Source organism: Streptomyces sp. RLA012 (genome assembly GCF_056270325.1).
The window spans coordinates 9,020,859-9,042,742 of the sequence record NZ_JBWDPA010000002.1; the positions used below are offsets into that span (position 1 = coordinate 9,020,859).

At 71.4% G+C, this 21,884-nt stretch carries 18 protein-coding genes; 12 read left to right on the forward strand and 6 right to left on the reverse strand.

What is annotated here, in order from left to right; all coding sequences use genetic code 11:
* Positions 1–199: 199 nt before the first annotated feature.
* Positions 200–1,216, forward strand: a complete 1,017-nt coding sequence (locus tag RV986_RS41225) for an ATP-binding cassette domain-containing protein (protein WP_475922281.1) — start codon at positions 200–202, stop codon at positions 1,214–1,216.
* Positions 1,213–1,989: an ABC transporter permease gene (locus RV986_RS41230; RefSeq protein WP_475922282.1), complete on the forward strand. Its 777-nt coding sequence runs from the start codon at positions 1,213–1,215 to the stop codon at positions 1,987–1,989. The genes RV986_RS41225 and RV986_RS41230 overlap by 4 nt, the downstream gene beginning before the upstream one ends.
* Before the next feature lie 16 nt (positions 1,990–2,005).
* Here the strand turns inward: RV986_RS41230 and RV986_RS41235 are convergent, their stop codons facing one another.
* Together RV986_RS41235 and RV986_RS41240 are read right to left on the reverse strand one after the other, a co-directional pair.
* Positions 2,006–2,854, reverse strand: a complete 849-nt coding sequence (locus RV986_RS41235) for a siderophore-interacting protein (protein ID WP_475922283.1) — start codon at positions 2,852–2,854, stop codon at positions 2,006–2,008.
* 227 nt (positions 2,855–3,081) lie between these two features.
* Positions 3,082–4,014, reverse strand: a complete 933-nt coding sequence (locus tag RV986_RS41240; protein ID WP_475924620.1) for a 5'-3' exonuclease — start codon at positions 4,012–4,014, stop codon at positions 3,082–3,084.
* 178 nt (positions 4,015–4,192) lie between these two features.
* Between RV986_RS41240 and RV986_RS41245 the strand changes: the two genes are divergently transcribed.
* The 4 genes from RV986_RS41245 (at position 4,193) to RV986_RS41260 (ending at position 10,275) form a co-directional block, all read left to right on the forward strand.
* Entirely contained in the window at positions 4,193–5,272 is a 1,080-nt protein-coding gene (locus RV986_RS41245) for a quaternary amine ABC transporter ATP-binding protein (RefSeq protein ID WP_475922284.1), read from the forward strand.
* On the forward strand, positions 5,265–7,874 hold the full coding sequence (locus tag RV986_RS41250; RefSeq protein WP_475922285.1) for an ABC transporter permease/substrate binding protein: 2,610 nt from the start codon (positions 5,265–5,267) through the stop codon (positions 7,872–7,874). The genes RV986_RS41245 and RV986_RS41250 overlap by 8 nt, the downstream gene beginning before the upstream one ends.
* 922 nt (positions 7,875–8,796) lie before the next feature.
* Positions 8,797–9,378 carry a helix-turn-helix domain-containing protein gene (locus RV986_RS41255; RefSeq protein WP_475922286.1) on the forward strand — a complete coding sequence of 194 codons (582 nt, stop codon included), beginning with the start codon at positions 8,797–8,799 and terminating at the stop codon, positions 9,376–9,378.
* Positions 9,379–9,537: 159 nt separating this feature from the next.
* Positions 9,538–10,275 carry a helical backbone metal receptor gene (locus tag RV986_RS41260; RefSeq protein WP_475922287.1) on the forward strand — a complete coding sequence of 246 codons (738 nt, stop codon included), beginning with the start codon at positions 9,538–9,540 and terminating at the stop codon, positions 10,273–10,275.
* Here the strand turns inward: RV986_RS41260 and RV986_RS41265 are convergent.
* A complete protein-coding gene (locus tag RV986_RS41265) occupies positions 10,244–11,398 on the reverse strand; it encodes a TDT family transporter (RefSeq protein WP_475922288.1) in 1,155 nt (384 codons plus the stop codon). The genes RV986_RS41260 and RV986_RS41265 overlap by 32 nt on opposite strands.
* Before the next feature lie 70 nt (positions 11,399–11,468).
* Here RV986_RS41265 and RV986_RS41270 point away from each other — a divergent pair, with 70 nt between their 5' ends.
* Positions 11,469–12,455: a LysR family transcriptional regulator gene (locus RV986_RS41270; RefSeq protein ID WP_475922289.1), complete on the forward strand. Its 987-nt coding sequence runs from the start codon at positions 11,469–11,471 to the stop codon at positions 12,453–12,455.
* A gap of 86 nt (positions 12,456–12,541) precedes the next feature.
* Here RV986_RS41270 and RV986_RS41275 read toward each other — a convergent pair whose 3' ends face one another.
* Complete coding sequence (locus RV986_RS41275) at positions 12,542–13,222, reverse strand: gamma-glutamyl-gamma-aminobutyrate hydrolase family protein (protein WP_475924621.1); 681 nt, start codon at positions 13,220–13,222, stop codon at positions 12,542–12,544.
* Positions 13,223–13,340: 118 nt separating this feature from the next.
* Positions 13,341–14,078: a FadR/GntR family transcriptional regulator gene (locus RV986_RS41280; RefSeq protein WP_475922290.1), complete on the reverse strand. Its 738-nt coding sequence runs from the start codon at positions 14,076–14,078 to the stop codon at positions 13,341–13,343.
* Positions 14,079–14,155: 77 nt separating this feature from the next.
* Here RV986_RS41280 and RV986_RS41285 point away from each other — a divergent pair, with 77 nt between their 5' ends.
* Genes RV986_RS41285 through RV986_RS41305 form a run of 5 tightly spaced genes read left to right on the forward strand, consistent with a single transcriptional unit; the run spans position 14,156 to position 20,043 of the window.
* Positions 14,156–15,526, forward strand: a complete 1,371-nt coding sequence (locus RV986_RS41285; RefSeq protein ID WP_475922291.1) for a glutamine synthetase family protein — start codon at positions 14,156–14,158, stop codon at positions 15,524–15,526.
* A gap of 8 nt (positions 15,527–15,534) precedes the next feature.
* Positions 15,535–16,950 carry an aldehyde dehydrogenase family protein gene (locus RV986_RS41290; RefSeq protein WP_475922292.1) on the forward strand — a complete coding sequence of 472 codons (1,416 nt, stop codon included), beginning with the start codon at positions 15,535–15,537 and terminating at the stop codon, positions 16,948–16,950.
* Entirely contained in the window at positions 16,947–17,759 is an 813-nt protein-coding gene (locus tag RV986_RS41295; protein ID WP_475922293.1) for a 3-oxoacyl-ACP reductase, read from the forward strand. The genes RV986_RS41290 and RV986_RS41295 overlap by 4 nt, the downstream gene beginning before the upstream one ends.
* A 27-nt stretch (positions 17,760–17,786) precedes the next feature.
* Positions 17,787–19,088, forward strand: a complete 1,302-nt coding sequence (locus RV986_RS41300; RefSeq protein ID WP_475922294.1) for a haloacid dehalogenase-like hydrolase — start codon at positions 17,787–17,789, stop codon at positions 19,086–19,088.
* Between the two features lie 28 nt (positions 19,089–19,116).
* Positions 19,117–20,043 (forward strand): DUF2510 domain-containing protein, encoded by a 927-nt coding sequence (locus RV986_RS41305; RefSeq protein ID WP_475922295.1) that lies wholly within the window; start codon positions 19,117–19,119, stop codon positions 20,041–20,043.
* A gap of 32 nt (positions 20,044–20,075) precedes the next feature.
* Here the strand turns inward: RV986_RS41305 and RV986_RS41310 are convergent, their stop codons facing one another.
* Complete coding sequence (locus tag RV986_RS41310; protein ID WP_475922296.1) at positions 20,076–21,278, reverse strand: amino acid deaminase/aldolase; 1,203 nt, start codon at positions 21,276–21,278, stop codon at positions 20,076–20,078.
* Positions 21,279–21,884 lie beyond the last annotated feature (606 nt).

Consider the following 21,884-nt stretch of genomic DNA (forward strand, 5'->3'; position numbering starts at 1 on the left):
AGAGAGACAGCCGGAGGAAAAGGACCCCGGCAGGGCTGTTGCAGCAGCCCGGCCAGGGTCTCGAACCCCGAACCGAACCCGCCGTGAGGCAGTTCCGGGCGATCGAGGTGCGGCACACCCAGGATAGCCCGGCGCTCTTCACGCGGATCGGATCGGTACACCCACCCGAGAACACCGCTCACACAGGAGAGCCCCCGTCATGAGCAGTACCCGTGCGCCCGCGGTCGAGGCGCGTCAGCTGATCAAGACCTATCCGGGTGACGTCACCGCGCTCAGCGGCCTGGACGTCACCGTCGAGACCGGCACCGTCTTCGGCCTGCTCGGCCCGAACGGCGCCGGCAAGTCCACCACCGTGAAGATCCTCACCACCCTGGCCCGCCCCGACTCGGGCACCGCCACCGTCGCGGGCCACGACGTGCTGCGCCACCCCGGCAGGGTGCGCCGCGCGATCGGCGTGGTGGCCCAGAACTCCGGCGCCGATCCGGTGGCGACCGGCCGCGAGAACCTCCAACTCCAGGGCAGGCTCTACGGCTTGAAGGGCGCCGACCTGAACCGCCGGGTGGACGAACTGCTCGACCGTTTCAGGCTCGCCGACGCGGCGCGGCGCCCGGTCAAGGGCTACTCGGGCGGTATGAAGCGCCGCCTGGACGTGGCGCTCGGCCTCGTCCACCGCCCCGAGGTGCTCTTCCTCGACGAACCGACCACCGGTCTCGACCCCGAGGCGCGCACCGCGATGTGGGACGAGATCGCCCGTCTCGCCGGTGAGGAGGGGCTGACCATCCTGCTCACCACGCACTATCTGGAGGAGGCCGACCGGCTCGCCGAGCGCATCGCGATCGTCGACCGCGGCCGTGTCGTCGTGGAGGGCACACCGGACGCCCTGAAGGGCGAACTCCGCGGTGATGCCGTCCATGTGGAGCTGCGCGAGGCGGTCGGCGAGGCCGGTCGTACGCTGCTGAACGGTGCCCTCACCGGGCTGCCGGGCGTGCACGAGACGCTGTTCGACGGCCGTCGCATCAGCGTCCGCGCCGATGACGGGGCCGTCGCGATGCCCGCTCTGCTCGGGGCGCTGGAGCGCGCCGGGGTCGACGTCGCCGCCGCGACCGTCGCCCGTCCCTCGCTCGACGACGTCTACCTCCGCTACGCGGGCCGCCGTTACGCGGAGGCGGAAGCGGAAAGCGGCGACAACCTCGTCCTCGCCGGAGGTGCCCGATGAGCACCGCCGTCTCCCAGACCTGGTACATGACGCAGCGTCAACTCATGGTGTTCGCACGTCAGCCCGCGTACGCGATCATCACTCTGATCCAGCCGGTGATCTGGCTGTTCCTGTTCGGCAACCTCTTCAAGAAGGTCGTCGAACTCGGCGGCTTCGGCACCACCTCGTATCTGGACTACCTCGTCCCGGGTGTGGTCGTGATGAGTGCGCTCAGCTCCAACATGTGGGCGGGCATGGGCACGCTGGACGAGATCCAGCGCGGCACGCTCGACCGGTTCCTGACCACGCCGGTCAGCCGGGCGGCCCTGATGAACGGCAATGTCGTCAACAACGGCCTGATCACCGCGTTGCAGTCGGTCGTCATCGTGCTGCTCGGTCTGCTGGGCGGCGCGGACTGTCCGGGCGGCATCGGCGGCATCGCGGTCCTGATCGTCGCCGCGGTGCTGCTCGGCACCGTCTTCGGGGCGCTGTCCAACGCGCTGGGCATGCTGGTCCGGGAGCGGGAGTCGATCATCGGCATCAACACGTTTCTGCTGCTGCCGCTGACCTTCCTGTCCTCGGCCTTCATGGCCCCGTCCCAGATGCCCGGCTGGATGCGGCACATCGCCGACTTCAATCCGCTCAACTGGGCCATGGTGGCGGGGCGTTCGGCGATGTCGGAGCATCCCGACTGGAGTGCGGTACTCGGCCGCTCGGGCGCCCTGCTCGCGCTGGCCGTGGCGGCGGTGTGGCTGTCGATCCGTACGTTCAGGTCGTATCAGCGTTCTGTGTGACCCAAGTGGTCCGGAGTCAGGAGGCGGCCGGCAGGGCCGTCTCCTGCTCCGCCTCCACCTGTGCGTTCCACTCCCGCTTGGCAGCCTGCCAGCCGTCCTCGTTGTGGCCCAGGCGCCAGTAGCCGGAGATCGACAGGTCCTCGCGCGGGACCTCGAGCTCCACCCGCAGCAGCCGGCGCAGCTCCTTCACGAAGCCCGCCTCGCCGTGCACGAACGCGTGCACCCGGCCCGCCGGGAAGTCGAGGGCGTGGACGGCCTCCACCAGGGCCTCGCCTACCGGCCGGTCCCCGCGGTGCAGCCAGACGACCTCCACGTCGGAGTTGATCTTCTGCTCCTCCTCGGGTCCGGAGATCTCCACGAAGGCGCGGACCACGGCACCTTCCGGCAGCGCCTCCAGGGCGGCGCCGATCGCGGGCAGCGCGGCCTCGTCACCGGCGAGCAGGTGCCAGTCGGCGCTCGCGTCGGGCGCGTACGCACCGCCCGGCCCCATGAACCGCACGGTCTCGCCCGGTTGGACGCGTGCCGCCCACGGACCGGCGAGGCCCTCGTCGCCGTGCACCACGAAGTCGAGCGTCAGCTCACGCAGTTCGGGGTCCCAGGCGCGCACGGTGTACGTCCGGGTCACCGGCCACTGCTCACGGGGCAGTTCCTCGCGGATCCGCTCCATGTCGAACGGCTCGGGATAGGTGACGCCGTCCGGGCCGAACAGCAGCTTCACATAGTGGTCGGTGCTGGTGCCCGCGGAGAACTCGGCGAGGCCCTCGCCGCCCAGCACCACGCGCTGCATGTGCGGCGTCAGCCGCTCGGTCCGCACGACCCGCGCGGAGTGCGGCTTCCTGGACCTGCGTGCCGGACGCTCTGCCATGACGGCCTCCTCATTCGCTCGCTTAGGCTTACCTAAGTTAGCACCTCTGCCTGAGTTGATCCCCTCGTGTCAGAAGCCTTCCGGCTCTCTGTATCGAGGTTCGAGTCGCCCGACATCCAGGGTCGAGTGCCACTCTAGAACTAAGGCTACCCTAAATTGAGAATGCCACTCTTCTTGACGAGAATGCCACTACCGCATCGCTTTTCCGGCTACGAGTGTGTCGCTCCTCACACTTCCAGCGTCGTGAGCAGCCGCTGCAGCGATCCGCCCAGACCCCAGCGCGCGGCGAGTTCCGCCAGGGCGGCAGGGTCGCGCGGGGTATGCGGCAGCGCGGTGTCGACGTCCGGCAGAGGGACGTCACCGGCGACCCGTACGACCTTGGGCGCCACGGCGACATACGGTCGCGACTCGTCGAGCCGCTTGCGCTGAGAGGGAGTCAGCCCGGCCTTCGGGTCGTCGACCGCGGCCATGATCCCGGCCAGGTCGCCGAACTGGTCGAGCAGCTTGGCCGCCGTCTTCTCACCGATTCCCGGCACGCCCGGCAGACCGTCGCTCGGGTCGCCGCGCAGCAGCGCCAGATCCGCGTACCCGGAGCCGTCCACCCCGTACTTCTCGCGCAGCCACGCCTCGTCGGTGAGCTGGAGCGTGCCGACACCCTTGAGGGGGTACAGGACGCGGACTCCCCGCTGGTCGTCGACGAGTTGGTACAGGTCGCGGTCGCCGGTCACGATGTCGACGGGGCCCGTGGCGCGCCCGGTGAACGTGCCGATCACATCGTCCGCCTCGTACCCCGCGACTCCCACGCGTGCGATGCCCAGCGCGTCGAGGACGTCCTCGATGACCGGCACCTGCGGGGAGAGCGTGTCCGGCACCTCCTCCTCGTCGGGGCGGCCGGCCTCGGTCTCCACGGCGACCCGATGCGCCTTGTAGGAGGGGATCAGGTCGACCCGCCACTGCGGGCGCCAGTCCGCGTCCATGCACGCCACCAGGTCGTCCGGACGGTGGTCCTTGACCAGGCGGTCGATGAACTCCAGCAAACCGCGCACGGCGTTCACGGGTGTGCCGTCCGGGGCCTTCACCGAGTCGGGGACCCCGAAGTAGGCACGAAAGTACAGGGAGGCGGTGTCGAGCAGCATCAGGCGTCTGGTCACGCCTCGCATCATGCCGTACGCCACTGACAGTGACCTGGACCACTTCTGTGTTTGCTGCGTGTAAGCGAGGGCAGGCGCGGCATCGGAACGGACCCGGTTGTTTTCAGCCGTTCCTACCGACAGCGCCGAGCAGAGCGCTCGGAGCGTCCGAACCAGAACGCCCAGAGCGTCCGAACGAGAGGCACACGTGTCAGCCAGGCTTGAGGCCGAGGGTTTGTACAAGGTGTTCGGGAGACGACCCGAAGAGGCGATGGAGCGGCTCCGGCAGGGAGCCGACCGCGAGGAGCTGCGCGCCGACGGCATCACCGCCGCCGTGATCGACGTCTCCTTCACGGTGGAACCCGGCCAGATCTTCGTCGTCATGGGCCTGTCCGGATCCGGCAAGTCCACCTTGCTGCGCATGCTCAACGGACTCCTGGAACCCACCGCGGGACAGGTGCGCTTCGACGGCCAGGACCTGACCGGGCTCAGCGCCCGCGCACTGCGCGAGGTCCGCTCGAAGAAGATCAGCATGGTCTTCCAGCACTTCGCGCTCTTCCCGCACCGCAGTGTCCTGGAGAACGCGGCGTACGGCCTTGAGGTCCAGGGCGTACCGGGCGCCGAGCGCAGGGAACGCGCCACCAAGGCCCTGGAACTGGCGGGGCTCGCGGGCTGGGAGAAGTCCTGGCCCGACGAACTGTCCGGCGGTATGCAGCAGCGCGTCGGCCTCGCCCGCGCGCTCGCCACCGACGCCGACCTGCTGCTGATGGACGAGTCGTTCAGCGCCCTCGACCCGCTGATCCGGCGTGACATGCAGGACCAGCTGATCGAGCTCCAGAAGAAGCTCAAGAAGACCATCGTCTTCATCACCCACGACCTCAACGAGGCCATGCGACTGGGCGACCGGATCGCCGTCATGCGCGACGGCCGCATCGTCCAGACCGGCACCGCCGAGGACATCCTGGTGCGCCCCGCGAACGACTACGTCGCCGCCTTCACCCAGGACGTCGACCGCGCCCGGGTGCTCACCGCCGACGCCGTCATGGACACCGACGTACGCGGCGACGAGGCGGACTGCGACTGCGAGACCGCCACCCCCGACACCTCCTTCGTGGACCTCTGCGCGATCAGCGCACGCCTCACCCACCCGGTCGCGGTCCTCGACGAGCGGCGCGAACTCGTCGGCGTCGTCACCCGCCGGTGCCTCGTCGCCTTCCTCGCCGACGAGCAGGGGACCCCCGCACGCTGTGCCAGCCCTCGGGACGAGGCGGTGACGGCCGGTGCCTAGGATCCCCTTCGGCGACTGGGTCAACAGCGCCGTCGACTGGCTGCTGAACCACATGGCGTGGCTCTTCGACTTCTTCAAGACCGTCTTCCAGGGCGCGTACGACGGTATCGACGCCGTCCTCCAGGCGCCCCAACCGCTGCTTCTCGCGGGCATCTTCGCGGTGATCGCGTTCTGGCTGCGCGGCACCTCCGCCGGTGTCCTCACCTTCGTCGGATTCGCCTTCATCGACTCCCTCGAACTGTGGGAGGACGCGATGGTGACCCTCTCGCTGGTCCTCGTCGCCACGCTCATCGCACTCGTGGTCTCCGTACCCGTGGGCATCTGGGCGGCGCGCTCCGACCGGGTCGGCGGCATCGTCCGGCCGGTGCTGGACTTCATGCAGACGCTGCCCGCGATGATCTACCTCATCCCGGCGATCCTCTTCTTCGGCACCGGCGCCCCCGCCGGCATCGTGGCCACCCTGATCTTCGCGCTGGCCCCCGGTGTCCGCATGACCGAGCTGGGCATCCGCCAGGTCGACAAGGAACTGGTCGAGGCCGCCGACGCGTTCGGCACCACACCCCGCGACACCCTGCTGCGCATCCAGCTGCCGCTGGCCCTGCCGACCGTCATGGCGGGCGTCAACCAGGTCATCATGCTGGGCCTGTCCATGGCCGCCATCGCGGGCATGGTCGGCACCGGCGGCCTCGGCGGCGACGTCAACGAGGCCATCGGGCAGCTGAACGTCGGCCTCGGCTCCGAGGCGGGCGTCGCCATCGTCATCCTGGCGATCTACCTCGACCGCATGACCAGTGCGCTGGGCGCCCAGGTCTCCCCGCTCGGCCGCCGCGCCGCCGCCAGACTGCGGGCCGCGCAGGGACTGAAGCTCTGGTCCTACCGCCCGCGTCCCGCCGTCGCCATGGCCGGCGTCGTCGTGCTCGCGCTGGTCGCGGGCGGCATGGGCATCTTCGGCGGTTCGGGTACGTCGTCCACCGCGGCGGACGGCGAGAACGTCGGCGGGGGCAAGAAGATCACCATCGGCTACATCCCGTGGGACGAGGGCGTCGCCTCCACCTTCCTGTGGAAGGAGATCCTCCAGGAGCGCGGATTCCAGGTCGACACCAAGCAGTTCGACGCGGGCCCGCTGTACACCTCCATGGCCCAGGGCGACATCGACTTCGAGACGGACTCCTGGCTGCCGACCACGCACGAGCAGTACTGGAAGAAGTACGGCAGCCGGCTCGACGACCTGGGGTCCTGGTACGGACCCACCTCGCTGGAGCTGAGCGTGCCCTCGTACATGAAGGGCGTCGACTCCCTGGCGGACCTCAAGGGCAGGGCGGCCACCTTCGGCGGTGAAATCACCGGCATCGAGCCCGGCGCCGGAATGATGGGCCTGCTCAAGACCAAGGTCCTGAAGGCGTACGGCCTCGACAAGGAGTACAAGGTCGTCGACAGCTCCACGCCCGCGATGCTGGCCGAGCTGAAGCGCGCGTACGCCAAGAAGGAGCCGATCGTCGTCACCCTGTGGTCGCCGCACTGGGCCTACAGCGACTACGACCTGAAGAAGCTCAAGGACCCGAAGGGCGCCTGGGGCAAGGGCGACGGCGTGCACACGCTCTCCCGCAAGGGCTTCGCGCAGGACAACCCGGTCGTCGGCCAGTGGCTGAAGAACTTCCGGATGACCGAGCAGCAGCTCACCGGCCTTGAGGCGGAGATCAACAAGGCGGGCAAGGGCAAGCAGCAGGACGCCGTGCGCGCCTGGCTGAAGCGGAACCCCGGTGTCGTCGACAAGCTGGCCCCGGTCAAGAGCTCCACGGCCGCCGCCGAGACCAGGCGTCCGCTGGACGTGGCCTGGTTCCCCTGGGACGAGGACGTCGCCGTCACCTACCTCTGGAAGAACGTGCTGGCGCGGCGCGGCTACACGCTCAACCTCAAGCAGATGGACGTCGGTCCCGTCTACACGGGCCTCGCCTCCGGCGACCTCGACCTCAACTTCGACGCCTGGCTGCCGTACGCCCAGTCGAACTACTGGGATCAGCACAAGAACGACCTGAGAGACCTGGGCACCTGGTACGAGCCGACCTCTCTGGAGATCGCCGTGCCCTCGTACGTGAAGGACGTCAAGTCCCTCGCGGATCTGAAGGGCAGGGCGGGCACCTTCGGCGGCCGGATCATCGGCATCGAACCGGGCACCGGCGAGATGAACCTCCTGAAGACGAAGGTGCTCCCGGGCTACGGCCTGGACAAGGAGTACAAGGTCGTCGACGGTTCCACGCCCGCGATGCTGGCCGAGCTGAAGCGCGCGTACGCCAAGAAGCAGCCGGTCGCCGTCGTCCTGTGGTCGCCGCACTGGGCGTACAGCGAGTACGGGCTCACCAAGCTGGCGGACGACAAGAAACTCTTCGGCGAGGGCAACACCATCCGGACCATCTCCAGCGCGAAGTTCCCGGACCGGTATCCGCAGCTCACCGAGTGGATCAAGAACTTCAGGATGAGCGAGGCCGAACTCGGCTCCCTGGAGAGCGAGATCAAGCAGCGCGGCCAGGGTCATGAGGAGGCCGCCGTCGCGGCATGGCTGAAGGAGCACCCGGACGTGGTGGGGCGGATGACTCCGCGGTAGCCGGACGGACGTGCGTCGAGGGGTGGCCGCCGACGGCCATGGCGGATACGTCCTTGTGTACGAAAAGGATCCGGACAACCACATCGCCGTACGCGGCTCCCCCGATCTCGGCGCCCGGCCGGCCGGAAAGGCCGCCCACGCCCACGGCGCACCGCGCGTCCTCTCGCGCTGCGCCGAGGGCACGCCGGACATCGCCTCCGCGCACGACGGCACGGTCGAGCCCACCGGTCGCACCGGGCCCGGTGCGACACCGACCGCGAACTCCGCGCCAGGCTCAAGGACTTCGCGACCTGGCACGCCGTGCCCGACCGGTGGCTCCCCCGCGCCCTGGAGCCGCGGGGGAGCGGCGGCAGCATCAGCGGCCCGTCGGCCCTCGAACTCGGCGGCTGAAGACTGTTTCTGACGGAAAGTCAGCGTGGGTGCGGGGGCTTCGGCAGGTGGCGGACGTACGCCTATGATCCGACGACCGGGCGGGCTGATCGGCTGACCATCCGCACCCACGGCGGCAGTCGCCCGTTCGCCACCCCCTCGGCGGGCCTGCTCACCGCCACGGACGGGCATCCGGCCCTGCTGGTCAGCCTTTTCGTGCCGCGGGAGGGCGCGGCGCCGGGGGAGTCGGGACAACTCGTCTATTGGCGCGAATTGTGACCCTCGGGCTCCTCCGATGTGTCAGCGATGTGACGGGTGCATGAAACGGTTTGCCGAACATGCGTAGGGTGCAAACAACTCATCAGAAGTTGTGTGCCGAAGTGGTGGACCGGAGCGGTGCACCGAAGCGCTAGAGCGATGCTGTAGAGCCACTGGAGCGATGCTGTAGAGCGATGCGATAGACCAAGGCACGAGACCGAAGCATGAGCGAAGCAGCAGTCGAAGTGTCAGACCGAGGCAGCGGACCGACGACGCGTGGGAGGGAGCCGGAGCGATGGGCGACCACAAAGAACAGCCCCTTCGGGTGGGCGCGGCAGTGCGGCGGCGGCGCCGGGCGCTGGAGCTCACCCTCGCCGTCGTGGCCGAGCGCAGCGGCCTGTCGGTGCCCTTCCTCAGCCAGGTCGAGAACGAGCGGGCCCGGCCCAGCCGGACTTCCCTGGAGAGAGTGGCCGACGCCCTGGGCACCACCGCCGTCGAGCTGCTCGCCGCGGCCGACCCGGCGTGCAGCGTCGATGTCGTGCGCGCCGATGCCGGCGCCGAGTTCACTCCCGACGCCCATATGCGCCCCCTCGTGCGCGGTCACCACCAGTTGCACGCCACGGAGTTCACCGGCGACCACGAGGAGGGCCGTGAACTCCAGCACCGCAACGACAAGTTGATGTACGTCGCGGACGGCGCCGTCGAGGTCGAGGCGGAGGGCCGCGCCCACCGGCTGGGGCGCGGCGACACGCTGTACCTCACGGGCGGAGTGCGGCACCGGTGGCGCGCGACCGTGCCGGACACCCGGGTGGTCGTGGTCGAGGTCGCCGACCACATCGAGGCGGTGGAGGACCGGCAGAGCTTCGGCAGGCGCTGAGCCGTTCCCGCGGGAGCCGTTGCGATACTGGTGCCGTGCCCGAGACCTCCGGCGACACCCACGAGACCTCCCGCGACACCTACGAGACTGCCCGCGATATCTACGTGACTTCCCGCGATGACGACGAGACCTCCCGCAGTGCCTAGAGGGGCCACCGGAGTGCGTGTCGTCTCGCTCGTGCCCTCGCTGACCGAGGCCGTGGCCGTCACCGTCCCCGGCGCCCTGGTGGGTGCGACCGACTGGTGCAGCCATCCGCCGGACCTCGACGTCGTGCGCGTGGGCGGCACCAAGAACCCCGGGATCGACCGGATCGTGGGGCTCGCCCCCGACCTGGTGATCGCCAACGAGGAGGAGAACCGCGAGCCCGATCTGACCGCCCTGCGGGAGGCGGGGATCGAGGTCCTGGTCACCGAGGTGCGGGACGTACCGGAGGCCTTCCGCGAGCTGGCCAGGGTGCTCGACGCGTGCGGGGCGCGGACCCGGCCGCGCTGGCTCGGCGAGGCGGAGGCGGCGTGGGCGCGGCAGCCCGCTCCCGACCGCCGTACGACCGCGATCGTGCCGATCTGGCGCCGCCCCTGGATGGTCCTGGGCCGGGACACCTTCGCCGGGGACATGCTGGCGCGCCTGGGCGTCGACAACGTGTACGCCCACCACGCGGACCGCTACCCCCGCGTCCCCCTCCCCGAACTCCGGGCCGCGGCCCCCGATCTCGTGGTCCTGCCCGACGAGCCGTACCGCTTCACGGCCGACGACGGACCCGAGGCGTTCGAGGGCGTGCCCTGCGCGCTCGTCGACGGCCGCCTGCTCACCTGGTACGGACCGTCGCTGGCACAGGCGCCGGGCGGGCTCAGCGCGCCGGGCGGGCTCAGCGCGGCGCTGCGAGCAGCTCGCCGCTGACCAGACCGCGCGCGGTGCCGACGGCGGTCACCCACCAGGCGGCCACGAGCAGCGCGTACAGGGCGATCGCGAGCCCGTCGAAGGCGACGAGCCCGGTGTGCCGGGCCAGTGCCTCCGCGCCGGTGACGCAGGTCCCCACCGGGAAGGTGAACGCCCACCAGGTCATCGCGAACCCCATGCCCTGCCGGCGGGCCCGCACCACCAGCGCGCCGGCGAGCCCCAGCCAGAGCAGCGCGAAGCCCAGCACGGGGACGCCGTAGAGGACGGCGAGCATCTCGAAGCCCTGGTCGTACGGGGCCGGTACGACGCCCGGCGCGAAGTCCGCGAACTTGCCGACCGCGGTCGTGGACTGCCCGAGCGGACCGAGCACGAGGAACAGCGTCGGGGTGAGCGCGAGCGGCAGCGGCCCCGCGGTGATCAGCCGGGTGAAGATCACCGGCAGCATCACGAAGGCGGCCAGCATGCTGAGCCCGAACATCGCGAAGCAGCCGAGGAGCAGGGTCGCCCGCGGCTGGCCCGGCGGGAGATGGGGGACGAGGAGGGGCCCGAGGGCGGCCGACACCATGGGCGCGACGAGGGGCAGCAGCCAGACGGGGGTGGCCTGGTCGGGCCGGATGCGATGGCGTACGACCATGAGGTAGGGGATGGTCAGGGCGGCGGCCAGGCCGACGGCCGTACCGGTGGTGAACAGTACGGCGTCCACGGTGACCGCCGCCCGTGTCCCGATCCAGTCCCGGCCGACGACGAGGGCGCCGCCGCCCACGGCCAGCAGGGCCATGGACAGGCATCCGTAGAAGGGCGCCATGGCCGGGTCGAGGAGATGGGCGCGGGCCTGGTCGCGGTGGTGCCTCCAGTGCAGGGCGCGGGCGCCGAGCAGGGCCATGAGCAGGACGGCCGAGAGGACCCAGACGGCGGCGCAGCCGGCCCGCAGGCCCGGGACGTCGCCGGGGAGTCCGACGCCCGCCGTGGCCACGATGGCGGTGCCCATGACCGAGGCGTACCAGTTCGGACCGAGGTGACGGACGGCGGCGGCGCGCGGGTGCCGGGTCTCGGCGGTTCCGGTGGAGGCGGGGGCGAGGGCGGAGGCGGGGATCGGTCGGAAGGGCTGGGCTGCGGTGACCATGGGTCCACGGTCGCGCCGGGACGAGGTCCCCACCAGGGAGCACGGGTCTATGGGGGCATAAGCTGGCTTTATGGGTACGAGCGCTGCGGGACCGAAGGAGAGCGGCCGGTCGGGGGAACCGGCCGAAGGTGCCGGGGCCAGGGACGCCGGGGGGCCGGTCGCGGTCGGCATCGCGCACCGGGTGCCCGATCTCGGGGCGTTGGAGCTGCTGCTCGCGGTGGCCCGGCTCGGGAGTCTCGGGCGGGCGGCACGGGAACTGGGGATCACCCAGCCCGCGGCCAGCAGCCGGATCCGTTCCATGGAACGGCAACTGGGTGTGGCGCTCGTCGACCGCTCGCCCCGGGGCTCGCGCCTCACGGACGCCGGGGCACTGGTCACCGACTGGGCGCGGCGGGTCGTGGAGGCGGCGGAGGCGTTCGACGCGGGGGCGCAGGCGCTGCGGGACCGGCGGGACTCGCGGCTGCGGGTGGCGGCGAGCATGACGATCGCCGAGTATCTGCTGCCGGGGTGGCTGATCGCGCTGCGCGGGCAGCGGCCGGACACGGCGGTGTCGCTGCTGGCCGGGAACTCGACGGCCGTCGCCGAGCGGCTCCTCGCGGGGGAGGCGGACCTCGGCTTCGTGGAGGGGCTGTCGGTGCCCGCCGGCCTCGACTCGACGGTCATCGCCCACGACCGTCTGATCGTGGTGACGGCCCCGGGGCATCCGTGGGCCCGGCGCCGGGCGTCCCTGGCCGGGGCGGAGCTGGCCACGACCCCGTTGATCCTCCGGGAGGAGGGTTCGGGGACGCGGCAGGTCCTCGACGCGGCGTTGGGCGGTCTGGCCCGGCCGCTGATCGAGCTCTCCTCGACGACGGCGGTCAAGGCCGCGGCGGTCAGCGGGGCGGGGCCCGCCGTGCTGAGCGAGCTGGCCCTCGGCGAGGAGCTGTCGACCCACAGGCTGGTGAACATCCCGCTGTCCGACGTCCGGCTCCGCCGGGATCTGCGGGCGGTCTGGCCCACGGGGCACCGGCCCACGGGGCCGGCCCGGGACCTGTTGTCGCTGACACGCGGCGCGTAGACCACGAACTTGCCTCGCCCCGCCCCCCTGCCGTCCCATCCCATCCCCAGGGGCTCCGCTCCCGGACGCAAAAAGAGCTGCCCGGCTCAAGCAGCGGCTCGTACCAACGCCTGCACGACCCTCAGGTCCTCGCCCATCTCCGGATGCCACTGGACTCCCAACACCCAGGCGGGACCGGGGAGTTCGATCGCCTCCACCGTTCCGTCCGAGGCGTGCGCGGAAACCGTCAGCCCCTCGCCGAGGCGTTCGACCGCCTGGTGGTGATAGGTCGGCACGGCGCACGGCTCCGGCGCGAGAACCCCGTACCTGCTCCCCGCCACCGGCGTCACCTCGTGCCGCCCGAAGACTCCGACGTCCTTCACATGCCCGTCGATGTGCTGGACGAGCGTGCCGCCGAGGGCGACGTTGAGGAGCTGCATACCGCGGCAGATGCCGAGGAGCGGGGTGCCGGCGGCCAGCGCGGCCCGGATCAGGGCGAGTTCCCAGGCATCGCGTTCGGGGGCCGGCGGCCCGGTCCGCGGGGAGCGCTCGGCGTCGTAGTGGACCGGGTCGACATCGGGGCCGCCCGCGATCACCAGGCCGTCGAGCCGGGCGACCGCCGAAGCGGCGTGCGCCGGGTCGTCCGGCGGCAGCATCACGGCGAGACCCCCCGCGGCCTGGACGAGCCGCGGATAGCCGACCGGCAGCAGCGCGGCCTCCAGCTCCCACACGCCCCAGCGCGCCCCGGCCTCCAGATACGTACTCACGCCGATCAGCGGTCTGCCCACACCGGCCGCACTACTCGCACTGCCCGCACCACCCGCACTGTCCACACCGCGCTCCCAACCGGATTCAATGGAATGCACTCATACCTTTGACGGTGTGTGCACGGTACCCGGCGCCGGCTCACGCCAGGAAGCCCCGCAGGAGCGCCGCCGTTCCCGCGCAGTGCTCCCGCATCATCTCCCGTGCCCCGTCCGCGTCCCCGTCGAGCACGGCCTCGACCAGTGCGGTGTGCTGGCGCTGGGAGTGCTCCAGGTTGCGCACCAGCAGCGGGATGCAGTCGAGCAGGTCGTTCACGGAGGCGCGGACGGCCGCGTACTGGGCCGTCAGCGACGGCGAACCGCTCAGCTCCGCGAGGGTGAGATGGAGCAGGGTGTCCAGGCGCCGGTAGTCCGTGAGCGGCGCCTCGTGCGTGCGGGCCAGCGCCTCGCGCAGCCGCTCGGCCTGCTCCGGGGAGAGCCCGTGCGTCGCGCACAGCCCCGCCGCCCCCACCTCCAGCACCTCGCGGAAGCGCAGTACGTCCTCGATGTCGACCTCGGCGAACCGGCGCCGCAGCTCGTCCTCACCGGGCGTGTCGGCCCTCGGCACCACGAACGTGCCGCCGTAGCGTCCGCGCCGCGACTCGACCAGACCCTGGTCCTGGAGCACCTTCAGCACCTCGCGCAGCGTCACCCGGCTGATCCCGAGCCGCTCCGCCAGCTCCCGCTCCGCGGGCAGCCGCCCACCGCCCGGCACCAGCTCCAGCCGGACCACCTGGAGGATCTGCTCCAGCGCCTCCTCGAAACCGTTGCCCGCCCGCACCGGCCGCAGCACCGGCGTCAGCCGGTCGTCCAAGCCGCCCTCGGCCTCCGCCCGCGTCATCTCGTCGTGCCCCCTTCCCAAGCAATGGTTCTCGGCAATACCTTATGGCTCTCGGCTGACCCAAGGAGGCTTTTCCGGTGGCAGACCGCACACCCCCGCTCGCCGTCGAGGAGTTGCACGCCCTCGTCGCGGGCGGCGAGATCGACACCGTGGTCCTGGCCTTCCCCGACATGCAGGGGCGGCTGCAGGGCAAGCGGTTCGCCGCGCGCTTCTTCCTCGACGAGGTCCTCGAACACGGTACGGAGGGCTGCAACTACCTCCTCGCCGTCGACACCGAGATGAACACGGTCGACGGCTACGCCATGTCCTCGTGGGACCGGGGCTACGGCGACTTTGCCATGCACCCCGATTTCGGCACCCTACGGCGGGTCCCCTGGAACGAGGGCACCGCCCTGCTCGTCGCCGACCTCGCCTGGAACGATGGCTCCCCGGTGGTGGCCGCGCCCCGCCAGATCCTGCGCCGCCAGCTCGACCGCCTGGCCGAACTCGGCTACACCGCCCAGGTCGGCACCGAGCTCGAATTCATCGTCTTCAAGGACACCTACGAGCAGGCCTGGGACGCGCACTACCGGGGTCTGACCCCGGCGAACCAGTACAACATCGACTACTCGGTGCTCGGGACCGGACGTATCGAGCCTCTCCTGCGCCGCATCCGCAACGAGATGCAGGCCGCGGGGCTGACCGTGGAGTCCGCCAAGGGCGAGTGCAACCCCGGTCAGCACGAGATCGCCTTCAAGTACGACGAGGCCCTCGTCACCTGCGACCAGCACGCCATCTACAAGACCGGCGCCAAGGAGATCGCCTCCCAGGAGGGCGTCTCGCTCACCTTCATGGCGAAGTACAACGAGCGCGAGGGCAACTCCTGTCACATCCACCTCTCGCTCACGGACGCGGACGGGACCAATGTGATGGCGGGCTCCGCCCAGGACCCCGGCGGGATGTCCGAGGTCATGCGGTACTTCCTCGCCGGGCAGCTGGCCGCCCTCCGCGACTTCTCGCTCCTCTACGCCCCCAACATCAACTCGTACAAGCGCTTCCAGCCCGGCTCCTTCGCGCCGACCGCCGTCGCCTGGGGGTACGACAACCGCACCTGCTCGCTGCGTGTCGTCGGTCACGGCCGCTCGATGCGCTTCGAGAACCGGCTGCCCGGCGGTGACGTCAACCCGCACCTGGCCGTCGCCGGACTCGTCGCGGCCGGCCTGTACGGCATCGAGCAGAAGCTGGAGCTGCCGGAGCCGTGCGCGGGCAACGCGTACACCGCGGAGTACGCGCATGTGCCCACCACCCTGCGCGAGGCCGCCGAGCTCTGGGAGAACAGCCCCATCGCCCGGGCCGCCTTCGGCGACGAGGTGGTCGCGCACTACCGCAACATGGCGCGCGTCGAACTGGAAGCCTTCGACGCCGCGGTGACCGACTGGGAGCTGCGCCGCTCCTTCGAACGCATGTGAGGCCCTTCTTGTCCGAGCAGTCCGAGCAGTCCGAGCAGTCCGAACTCCAGGTACTCGACCCCGCGACCGAGGAGGTTCTCGCCACCGTCCCGGGCGCCACCGCGCACGACGTGGACGCGGCGGTCGTACGGGCCGCGAAGGCCCAGGCCGGATGGGCGGCCCTCGCGCCGGGCGAGCGGGCCCGGCTGCTGCGCCGCTTCGCCGTCGTCGTCGACGACCACCTCGAAGAGCTCGCCCGGCTGGAGGTCCGCGAGGCCGGGCACGTCATCGGCAACGCCCGCTGGGAGGCGGGCAACGTACGCGATCTGCTCGACTACGCGGCCGGGGGAGTGGAGCGGCTGACCGGCCGCCAGATCCCCGTGCCCGGCGGTCTGGACGTGACCATCCTCGAACCGCTCGGCGTCGTGGCGGTCATCGCGCCCTGGAACTTCCCGATGCCGATCGCCGCCTGGGGCACCGCCCCGGCGCTCGCGGCCGGCAACGCGGTCGTCCTCAAGCCCGCCGAGACGACACCGCTGACGGCACTGCGGCTGGCCGAACTCGCCCTGGAGGCGGGCCTTCCCGAGCACCTCTTCCAGGTGCTGCCGGGCGCGGGCCCGGTCGCCGGCAACGCGCTGGTCGAGCACCCCGGTGTCGCGAAGATCGTCTTCACCGGGTCAACGGTTGTGGGCAAACAGGTGTTGGCGAAAGGCTCGGCCCTGCTCAAGCGCGTCACCCTCGAACTCGGCGGCAAGAGCCCCAACATCGTCTTCGCCGACGCCGACATCGAGGCCGCGGCGGCAGCCGCCCCCATGTCCTTCCTCGACAACTCGGGACAGGACTGCTGCGCCCGCACCCGCATCCTCGTCCAGCGCTCCGCCTACGACCGCTTCCTGGACCTCCTCGCCCCCGCGATCGAGTCCGTCGTCGTCGGCGACCCGTCCGACGAGCAGACGCAGATGGGCCCGCTGATCTCCCGGGCGCAACTGGAGCGCGTACGGTCCTACGTCCCTGCCGACACCGCCGACACCGCCGGCATCCCCGGCATTCGCGGCAAGGCCCCCGAGGGGCCCGGCTTCTGGTTCCCGCCCACGGTCCTCACCGACGTCGAGCCGCACGCGCGCGTGGCCGTCGAGGAGGTCTTCGGCCCCGTCGCCGTCGTCCTGCCCTTCGAGGACGAGGCCGACGCGATCCGGCTCGCCAACGCCACCGAGTACGGCCTCGCCGGGTCCATCTGGACGCGTGACGTCGGCCGGGCGCTGCGCGTCTCGCGGGCCGTCCGCGCGGGCAACCTGTCCGTCAACTCCCACTCCAGCGTCCGCTACTGGACCCCCTTCGGCGGCTTCAAGCAGTCCGGGATCGGCCGCGAGCTCGGTCCGGACGCGCTCACCGCCTTCACCGAAACCAAGAACGTCTTCATCAGCACGGAGGGCCCCGCACAGTGACCGAAGCCACCGAACCGACCGCGACCGCGACCGAAGAGAACATCTGCCGCCGCCTGGTCGGCCGTACCGCCGTCATCACCGGCGCCGGCAGCGGCATCGGTCTCGCCACCGCGCGCCGGCTCGCCTCCGAGGGCGCCCACGTCGTCTGCGGCGACGTCGACGAGGTCCGCGGCAAGGCCGCCGCCGACGAGGTCGGCGGGATCTTCGTCAAGGTCGACGTCACCGACCCCGAGCAGGTCGAGGCGCTCTTCAGGACGGCGTTCGACACCTACGGCTCCGTCGACGTCGCCTTCAACAACGCGGGCATCTCGCCGCCCGACGACGACTCCATCCTGGACACCGGTCTGGAGGCCTGGAAGCGCGTCCAGGAGGTCAACCTCACCTCCGTCTACCTGTGCTGCAAGGCCGCGATCCCCTACATGCGCCGCCAGGGCAAGGGCTCCATCATCAACACGGCGTCCTTCGTGGCCCGGATGGGCGCCGCGACCTCGCAGATCTCCTACACGGCCTCCAAGGGCGGTGTGCTGGCCATGTCCCGCGAACTGGGCGTCCAGTTCGCCCGCGAGGGCATCCGGGTCAACGCCCTGTGCCCGGGGCCGGTGAACACCCCGCTCCTCCAGGAACTGTTCGCCAAGGACCCGGAGCGGGCCGCGCGCCGTCTCGTGCACATCCCGGTCGGCCGGTTCGCCGAGGCCGAGGAGATCGCCGCGGCGGTCGCCTTCCTCGCCAGCGACGACTCCTCCTTCGTGAACGCCTCCGACTTCCTGGTGGACGGAGGGATCTCGGGCGCGTACGTCACGCCCCTGTAGGGGACAGAACGGTACGGTCCACGTCGTATGCGACACCTTCTCGCGTGGACTCTGGTGGCGGCCACCGCCCTGGCGGCCGCCACCACCGCCCCGGCCGCGACGGCACACCGGAACTGCCCCCGCCTGTCCGGGAGTTGGTACGGCGACAACCGGGCCCACCTCCAACAGGTGATCGACGAACGCGGCAGCTGCGCCGGACGCCCCGGCGGCCTCCCCCAAGCTGTCGGCTTCGCTCCGGCGGGGGAGACCTCCCCGGTCGCCGTCTTCGACTGGGACAACACGGTCACCAGGAACGACGTCACCGACGCCACCCTCACCTGGGCCCTGCGGCACGACAGGATCCTCCGCCCCGCGCGCTGGCGGGACACCAGCCAGTGGCTCACGGACGCGGCGGACCGGGCCCTGACCGCCGCCTGCGGCACCACCGCGGCCGTGGGCGTGCCCCTCCCCACCTCGGCCGAGCCCCGCTGCACCGACGAGATCCTCGAAATCCGCGAGAACGGCCGGACCATGAGCGGTGCCGCCGCCTTCGCCGGCACCTGGAACCACCGGCGGACCCTGCCCCAGTACGCCTGGGTGCCCCAGCTCCTGGCCGGCCGCACGATCGCCGAACTGACCTCGTACGCCCGCCACGCCCGCGCGGAGGCCCTCGCCGCACCCCTCGGCGCGACGCGGACCCTCGGTACCCACACCCTCCCCGCGTACGTCCGCCACTACGACCAGCAGCGCGATCTGATCCGTACGCTCCAGCGGGCCGGATTCGACGTCTATGTCGTCTCGGCGGGCTCCGAGCCGGTCACCGAGGTCTGGTCGCGCGGCGTCGGCATCGACGCCCGGCACACGATCGCCATCCGGTCGGTCCTCGACCGGCACGGCCGGATCACCACTTCCAACCAGGGCTGCGGGGGCGTACCCGCGACCCGGGGCGAGGCCATCCCGTACATCGACGGCAAGCGCTGCTGGATCAACCAGGAGATCTACGGCGTCCGTGGCGCCGCGGCCTGGCAGCGGCAGGACCCGCGCCACCGCCCCGCGCTCGCGGCCGGCGACGCCGACACCGACGTGACCTTCGTCGGCGACGCCACCGGGGCGCACCTCGTCCTCAACCGCAACAAGAGCGAACTCATGTGCCGGGCGTACGACGACGCCGACGGCCGCTGGGTGATCAACCCGATGTTCATCGCCCCACTGCCGCGCAGGCCGGAGCCGTATCCGTGCTCGACCAACGCGTACAACGCGACCGACGGCGGCAAGGAACCCGTCCTCAGGGGCGACGGTTCGGTCGTACCCGACCAGAAGGACACCGTCCACGGAAGCACCGTGTACTGACGTTCGGGGTGGGTCCTAGAGTGCCGGGATGAGCATGACGCCACCGCCCGGCTGGTACCGCGACCCGTCGTACCCGCTCGTCGAGCGCTGGTGGGACGGCAGCGCGTGGACCGACCACCGGCGGCAGTCCGAGGCCGCCCAAGTGCCCCTGGCGCCGCCGGAACCCGTCGGCGGCGGCCCACGCCGTGCCAAGGCCGTGGCGCTCGTCGTCGCCGGAGTCGTCCTGGTCACCTCGATCGTCACGGGCGCCGTACTCCTGCGGCGCAACGGAGACGCCGGCGGGGGCGGTGACGCGGCCGCGCGGACCACGCCGTCCGCCGCGCCCGCGGAGACCGCCGCGCCCGCGGGCACCGGCTCCCCGTCACCCGCCCCGTCCACGTCCGGACCGTCCGTCGTCGTGGACGAGCTCAACGGCATCACCCTGCCGCTGCTCGACGGCTGGGTCCGGCCCCGGTACGTGGCCGAGGACGATGTCGTGATGACCACTCCCGGCACCTACGACTGTCCGGGCGACCCCGGAGTCTGCCGCCACGGCAGGGTCGTCTCGCGCACGGTCACCGCGAACGACGAGAAGTCCCCCAAGGTCCTCGCCGAGCACGACATCACGGACGCCGCGCGCACCGCGTACGACCGCGACCTCCTCGACGGCCGCCCCTACCGAGGCATCACCTCCCACCGGCAGGTGGCGGCGGGTTCGGCGGCCGTCGCGGGCCGCGCCGGGTACTTCGTGCGCTGGCGGGTCAGGACCGGGGTGGGGCCCGGCGGGTACGTCGAGTCACTGGCGTTCCCGTCCACGGTGGGCACGCAGGCGCTCGTCATCGTCCGCTTCGCGTTCGACGCGGGTGCGGACGGGCCGCCGCTCACCGACATGGACAGGATCACCGACGGGATCCGGCCGGTGGGCGACGCGGACCCGGGCGGGGGAGTGGGGAGCAGCATCGGCCCGTCGCGGTAGCGGCCCCGGCCTCAGTGGTGGCGACCCCGGCCTCAGAGGAAGGTGTGGCCCTCTCCGCGGTACGTCGGGACGGTCTCCGTCACCGTGTCGCCCTCGACGAGGTGCAGTGAGTCGAACCGCTCGCACAGCTCGCCGGCCTTGGCGTGCCGGAACCACACCTTGTCGCCGATGAGCAGGTCGTCCGCGGGGGAGCCGAGCAGCGGCGTCTGCACCTCGCCGGGGCCCTCCTGGGGGTCGTAGCGCAGCCCCTCCGGGAGGTAGGGCACGGGCAGCCGGTCGGGGCCCGGGGCGCCCGAGGCCGGGTAGCCGCCGCCGAGCACCGTGACGACCCCGACGCCCGGCCTGCGGACGACGGGGTGGGCGAAGAGCGCGGCCGGACGTCCGCTGAACGACGTGTAGTTGTCGAACAGCCGCGGAACGTACAGTCCGGATCCCGCCGCGATCTCGGTGACCGAGTCCTCGGCGGCCGTGTGCTGCACACTGCCCGTGCCGCCGCCGTTGACGTATTCGAGGTCCGGTTCCACGGCCCGTACCGCGCGGACCACCTCGGCGCGCCGCTGCGCGAGTTCCTTACGGGCGGTGGCCTGCATCAGCCGGACCGCACGCGACCGGAACGGCCGCCCCGCGACGGCGTCGCCGACGCCCGCGATATGCCCCTCGTACGCCATGATCCCCACCAGCTTGAACCCGGGGCGGCCGACCACGGCGCGGGCCATGTCGGCGACCTGGGCGGGCGAGTGCAGCGGCGAACGCAGCGCCCCGACCCGGATCCGGCCGCCGAGCAGCTTGAGGGAGGTGTCCAACTCCAGGCAGACGCGCACGACTTCGGTGCCGCCCCGGCGGGCCTCGTCGATCAGCCGGAGCTGGGCGGGGTCGTCGACCATGACGGTGACGGCGGCCGCCAGCTTGGGGTCGGAGGTCAGCTCGGCGAAGCCCCCGGTGTCCACGGAGGGGTAGGCGAGCAGGATGTCGTCGAAGCCGGAGCGGGCCAGCCAGATCGACTCGGCGAGGGTGAAGGACATGATCCCCGCGAAGCCGTCCCGGTCCAGGACGCGTTCGAGCAGGGCGCGGCAGCGCACGGACTTGCTGGCGACCCGGATCGGCTTTCCGCCGGCCCTGCGGACGAGATCGTCGGCGTTCGCGTCGAAGGCCTCCAGGTCCACGATCGCGAGAGGGGCGTCGAGGTGAGCGGTGGCCCGGTCGTAGCGGGCCCGGTCTGCGGCGCGGGCAGTCATGCCCGAAGCCTGCCAGACTCCATTACTGCAGGGTAGGGGGACGTTCCGGGCAGATGCCGCGGGGTCGTGGACTGGTTCCCTCCCTGCCCATGTCAACCCGTAGAGTGACGCGCACGCAGGGAGGAACGACCTTGTCCGGGCGGGTCGTGTCCGGGATGACGGTCCGTCGGTACGGGTATGCGTGCTCGTGACGGATGAGTCGCCGAGGTGGTTCCTTCCGTACAGGTGAACGGCCCGGCGGACTCCGGGCCGGGTCGGTTGCCCGGGTACGAGGAAACGGGGGGTGCATGAGTACGGAAGCGCGCCGCGCCTCCATCCCGCCACGCCCGGCCACCCCACCCCGCCCGGCACAGCCACCGGGAGACTCCCCCGAGGAGACGACGACTCCCACGGGCACGGAATCCCTCACGAGTGACGACAGCGCGCCGCGCCGTCCGGCGCCCGGGTCGAGATCTGAGGCGTCTTTCGTGCGCGGTGAGGCAGCGCCTTCCGGCCCGTCGTCGTCGCCGCGGTCGGGACCGCCGGCGGGGGACGACAGCACACCGCGCCGTACGGCGCCCGCGCCGAGGTCCGAGGCGTCCTCCACGGGTGGTGACGCGGTGTCTT

What these genes read in the sequence shown, in the direction of transcription:
- RV986_RS41225 (WP_475922281.1), top strand. Translation starts at nt 200, where the DNA reads ATGAGCAGTACCCGTGCGCCCGCGGTCGAGGCGCGTCAGCTGATCAAG.
- RV986_RS41230 (WP_475922282.1), top strand. Translation starts at nt 1,213, where the DNA reads ATGAGCACCGCCGTCTCCCAGACCTGGTACATGACGCAGCGTCAACTC.
- RV986_RS41235 (WP_475922283.1), bottom strand. Translation starts at nt 2,854, where the DNA reads ATGGCAGAGCGTCCGGCACGCAGGTCCAGGAAGCCGCACTCCGCGCGG.
- RV986_RS41240 (WP_475924620.1), bottom strand. Translation starts at nt 4,014, where the DNA reads ATGCGAGGCGTGACCAGACGCCTGATGCTGCTCGACACCGCCTCCCTG.
- RV986_RS41255 (WP_475922286.1), top strand. Translation starts at nt 8,797, where the DNA reads ATGGGCGACCACAAAGAACAGCCCCTTCGGGTGGGCGCGGCAGTGCGG.
- RV986_RS41265 (WP_475922288.1), bottom strand. Translation starts at nt 11,398, where the DNA reads ATGGTCACCGCAGCCCAGCCCTTCCGACCGATCCCCGCCTCCGCCCTC.
- RV986_RS41270 (WP_475922289.1), top strand. Translation starts at nt 11,469, where the DNA reads ATGGGTACGAGCGCTGCGGGACCGAAGGAGAGCGGCCGGTCGGGGGAA.
- RV986_RS41280 (WP_475922290.1), bottom strand. Translation starts at nt 14,078, where the DNA reads ATGACGCGGGCGGAGGCCGAGGGCGGCTTGGACGACCGGCTGACGCCG.
- RV986_RS41300 (WP_475922294.1), top strand. Translation starts at nt 17,787, where the DNA reads ATGCGACACCTTCTCGCGTGGACTCTGGTGGCGGCCACCGCCCTGGCG.
- RV986_RS41305 (WP_475922295.1), top strand. Translation starts at nt 19,117, where the DNA reads ATGAGCATGACGCCACCGCCCGGCTGGTACCGCGACCCGTCGTACCCG.
- RV986_RS41310 (WP_475922296.1), bottom strand. Translation starts at nt 21,278, where the DNA reads ATGACTGCCCGCGCCGCAGACCGGGCCCGCTACGACCGGGCCACCGCT.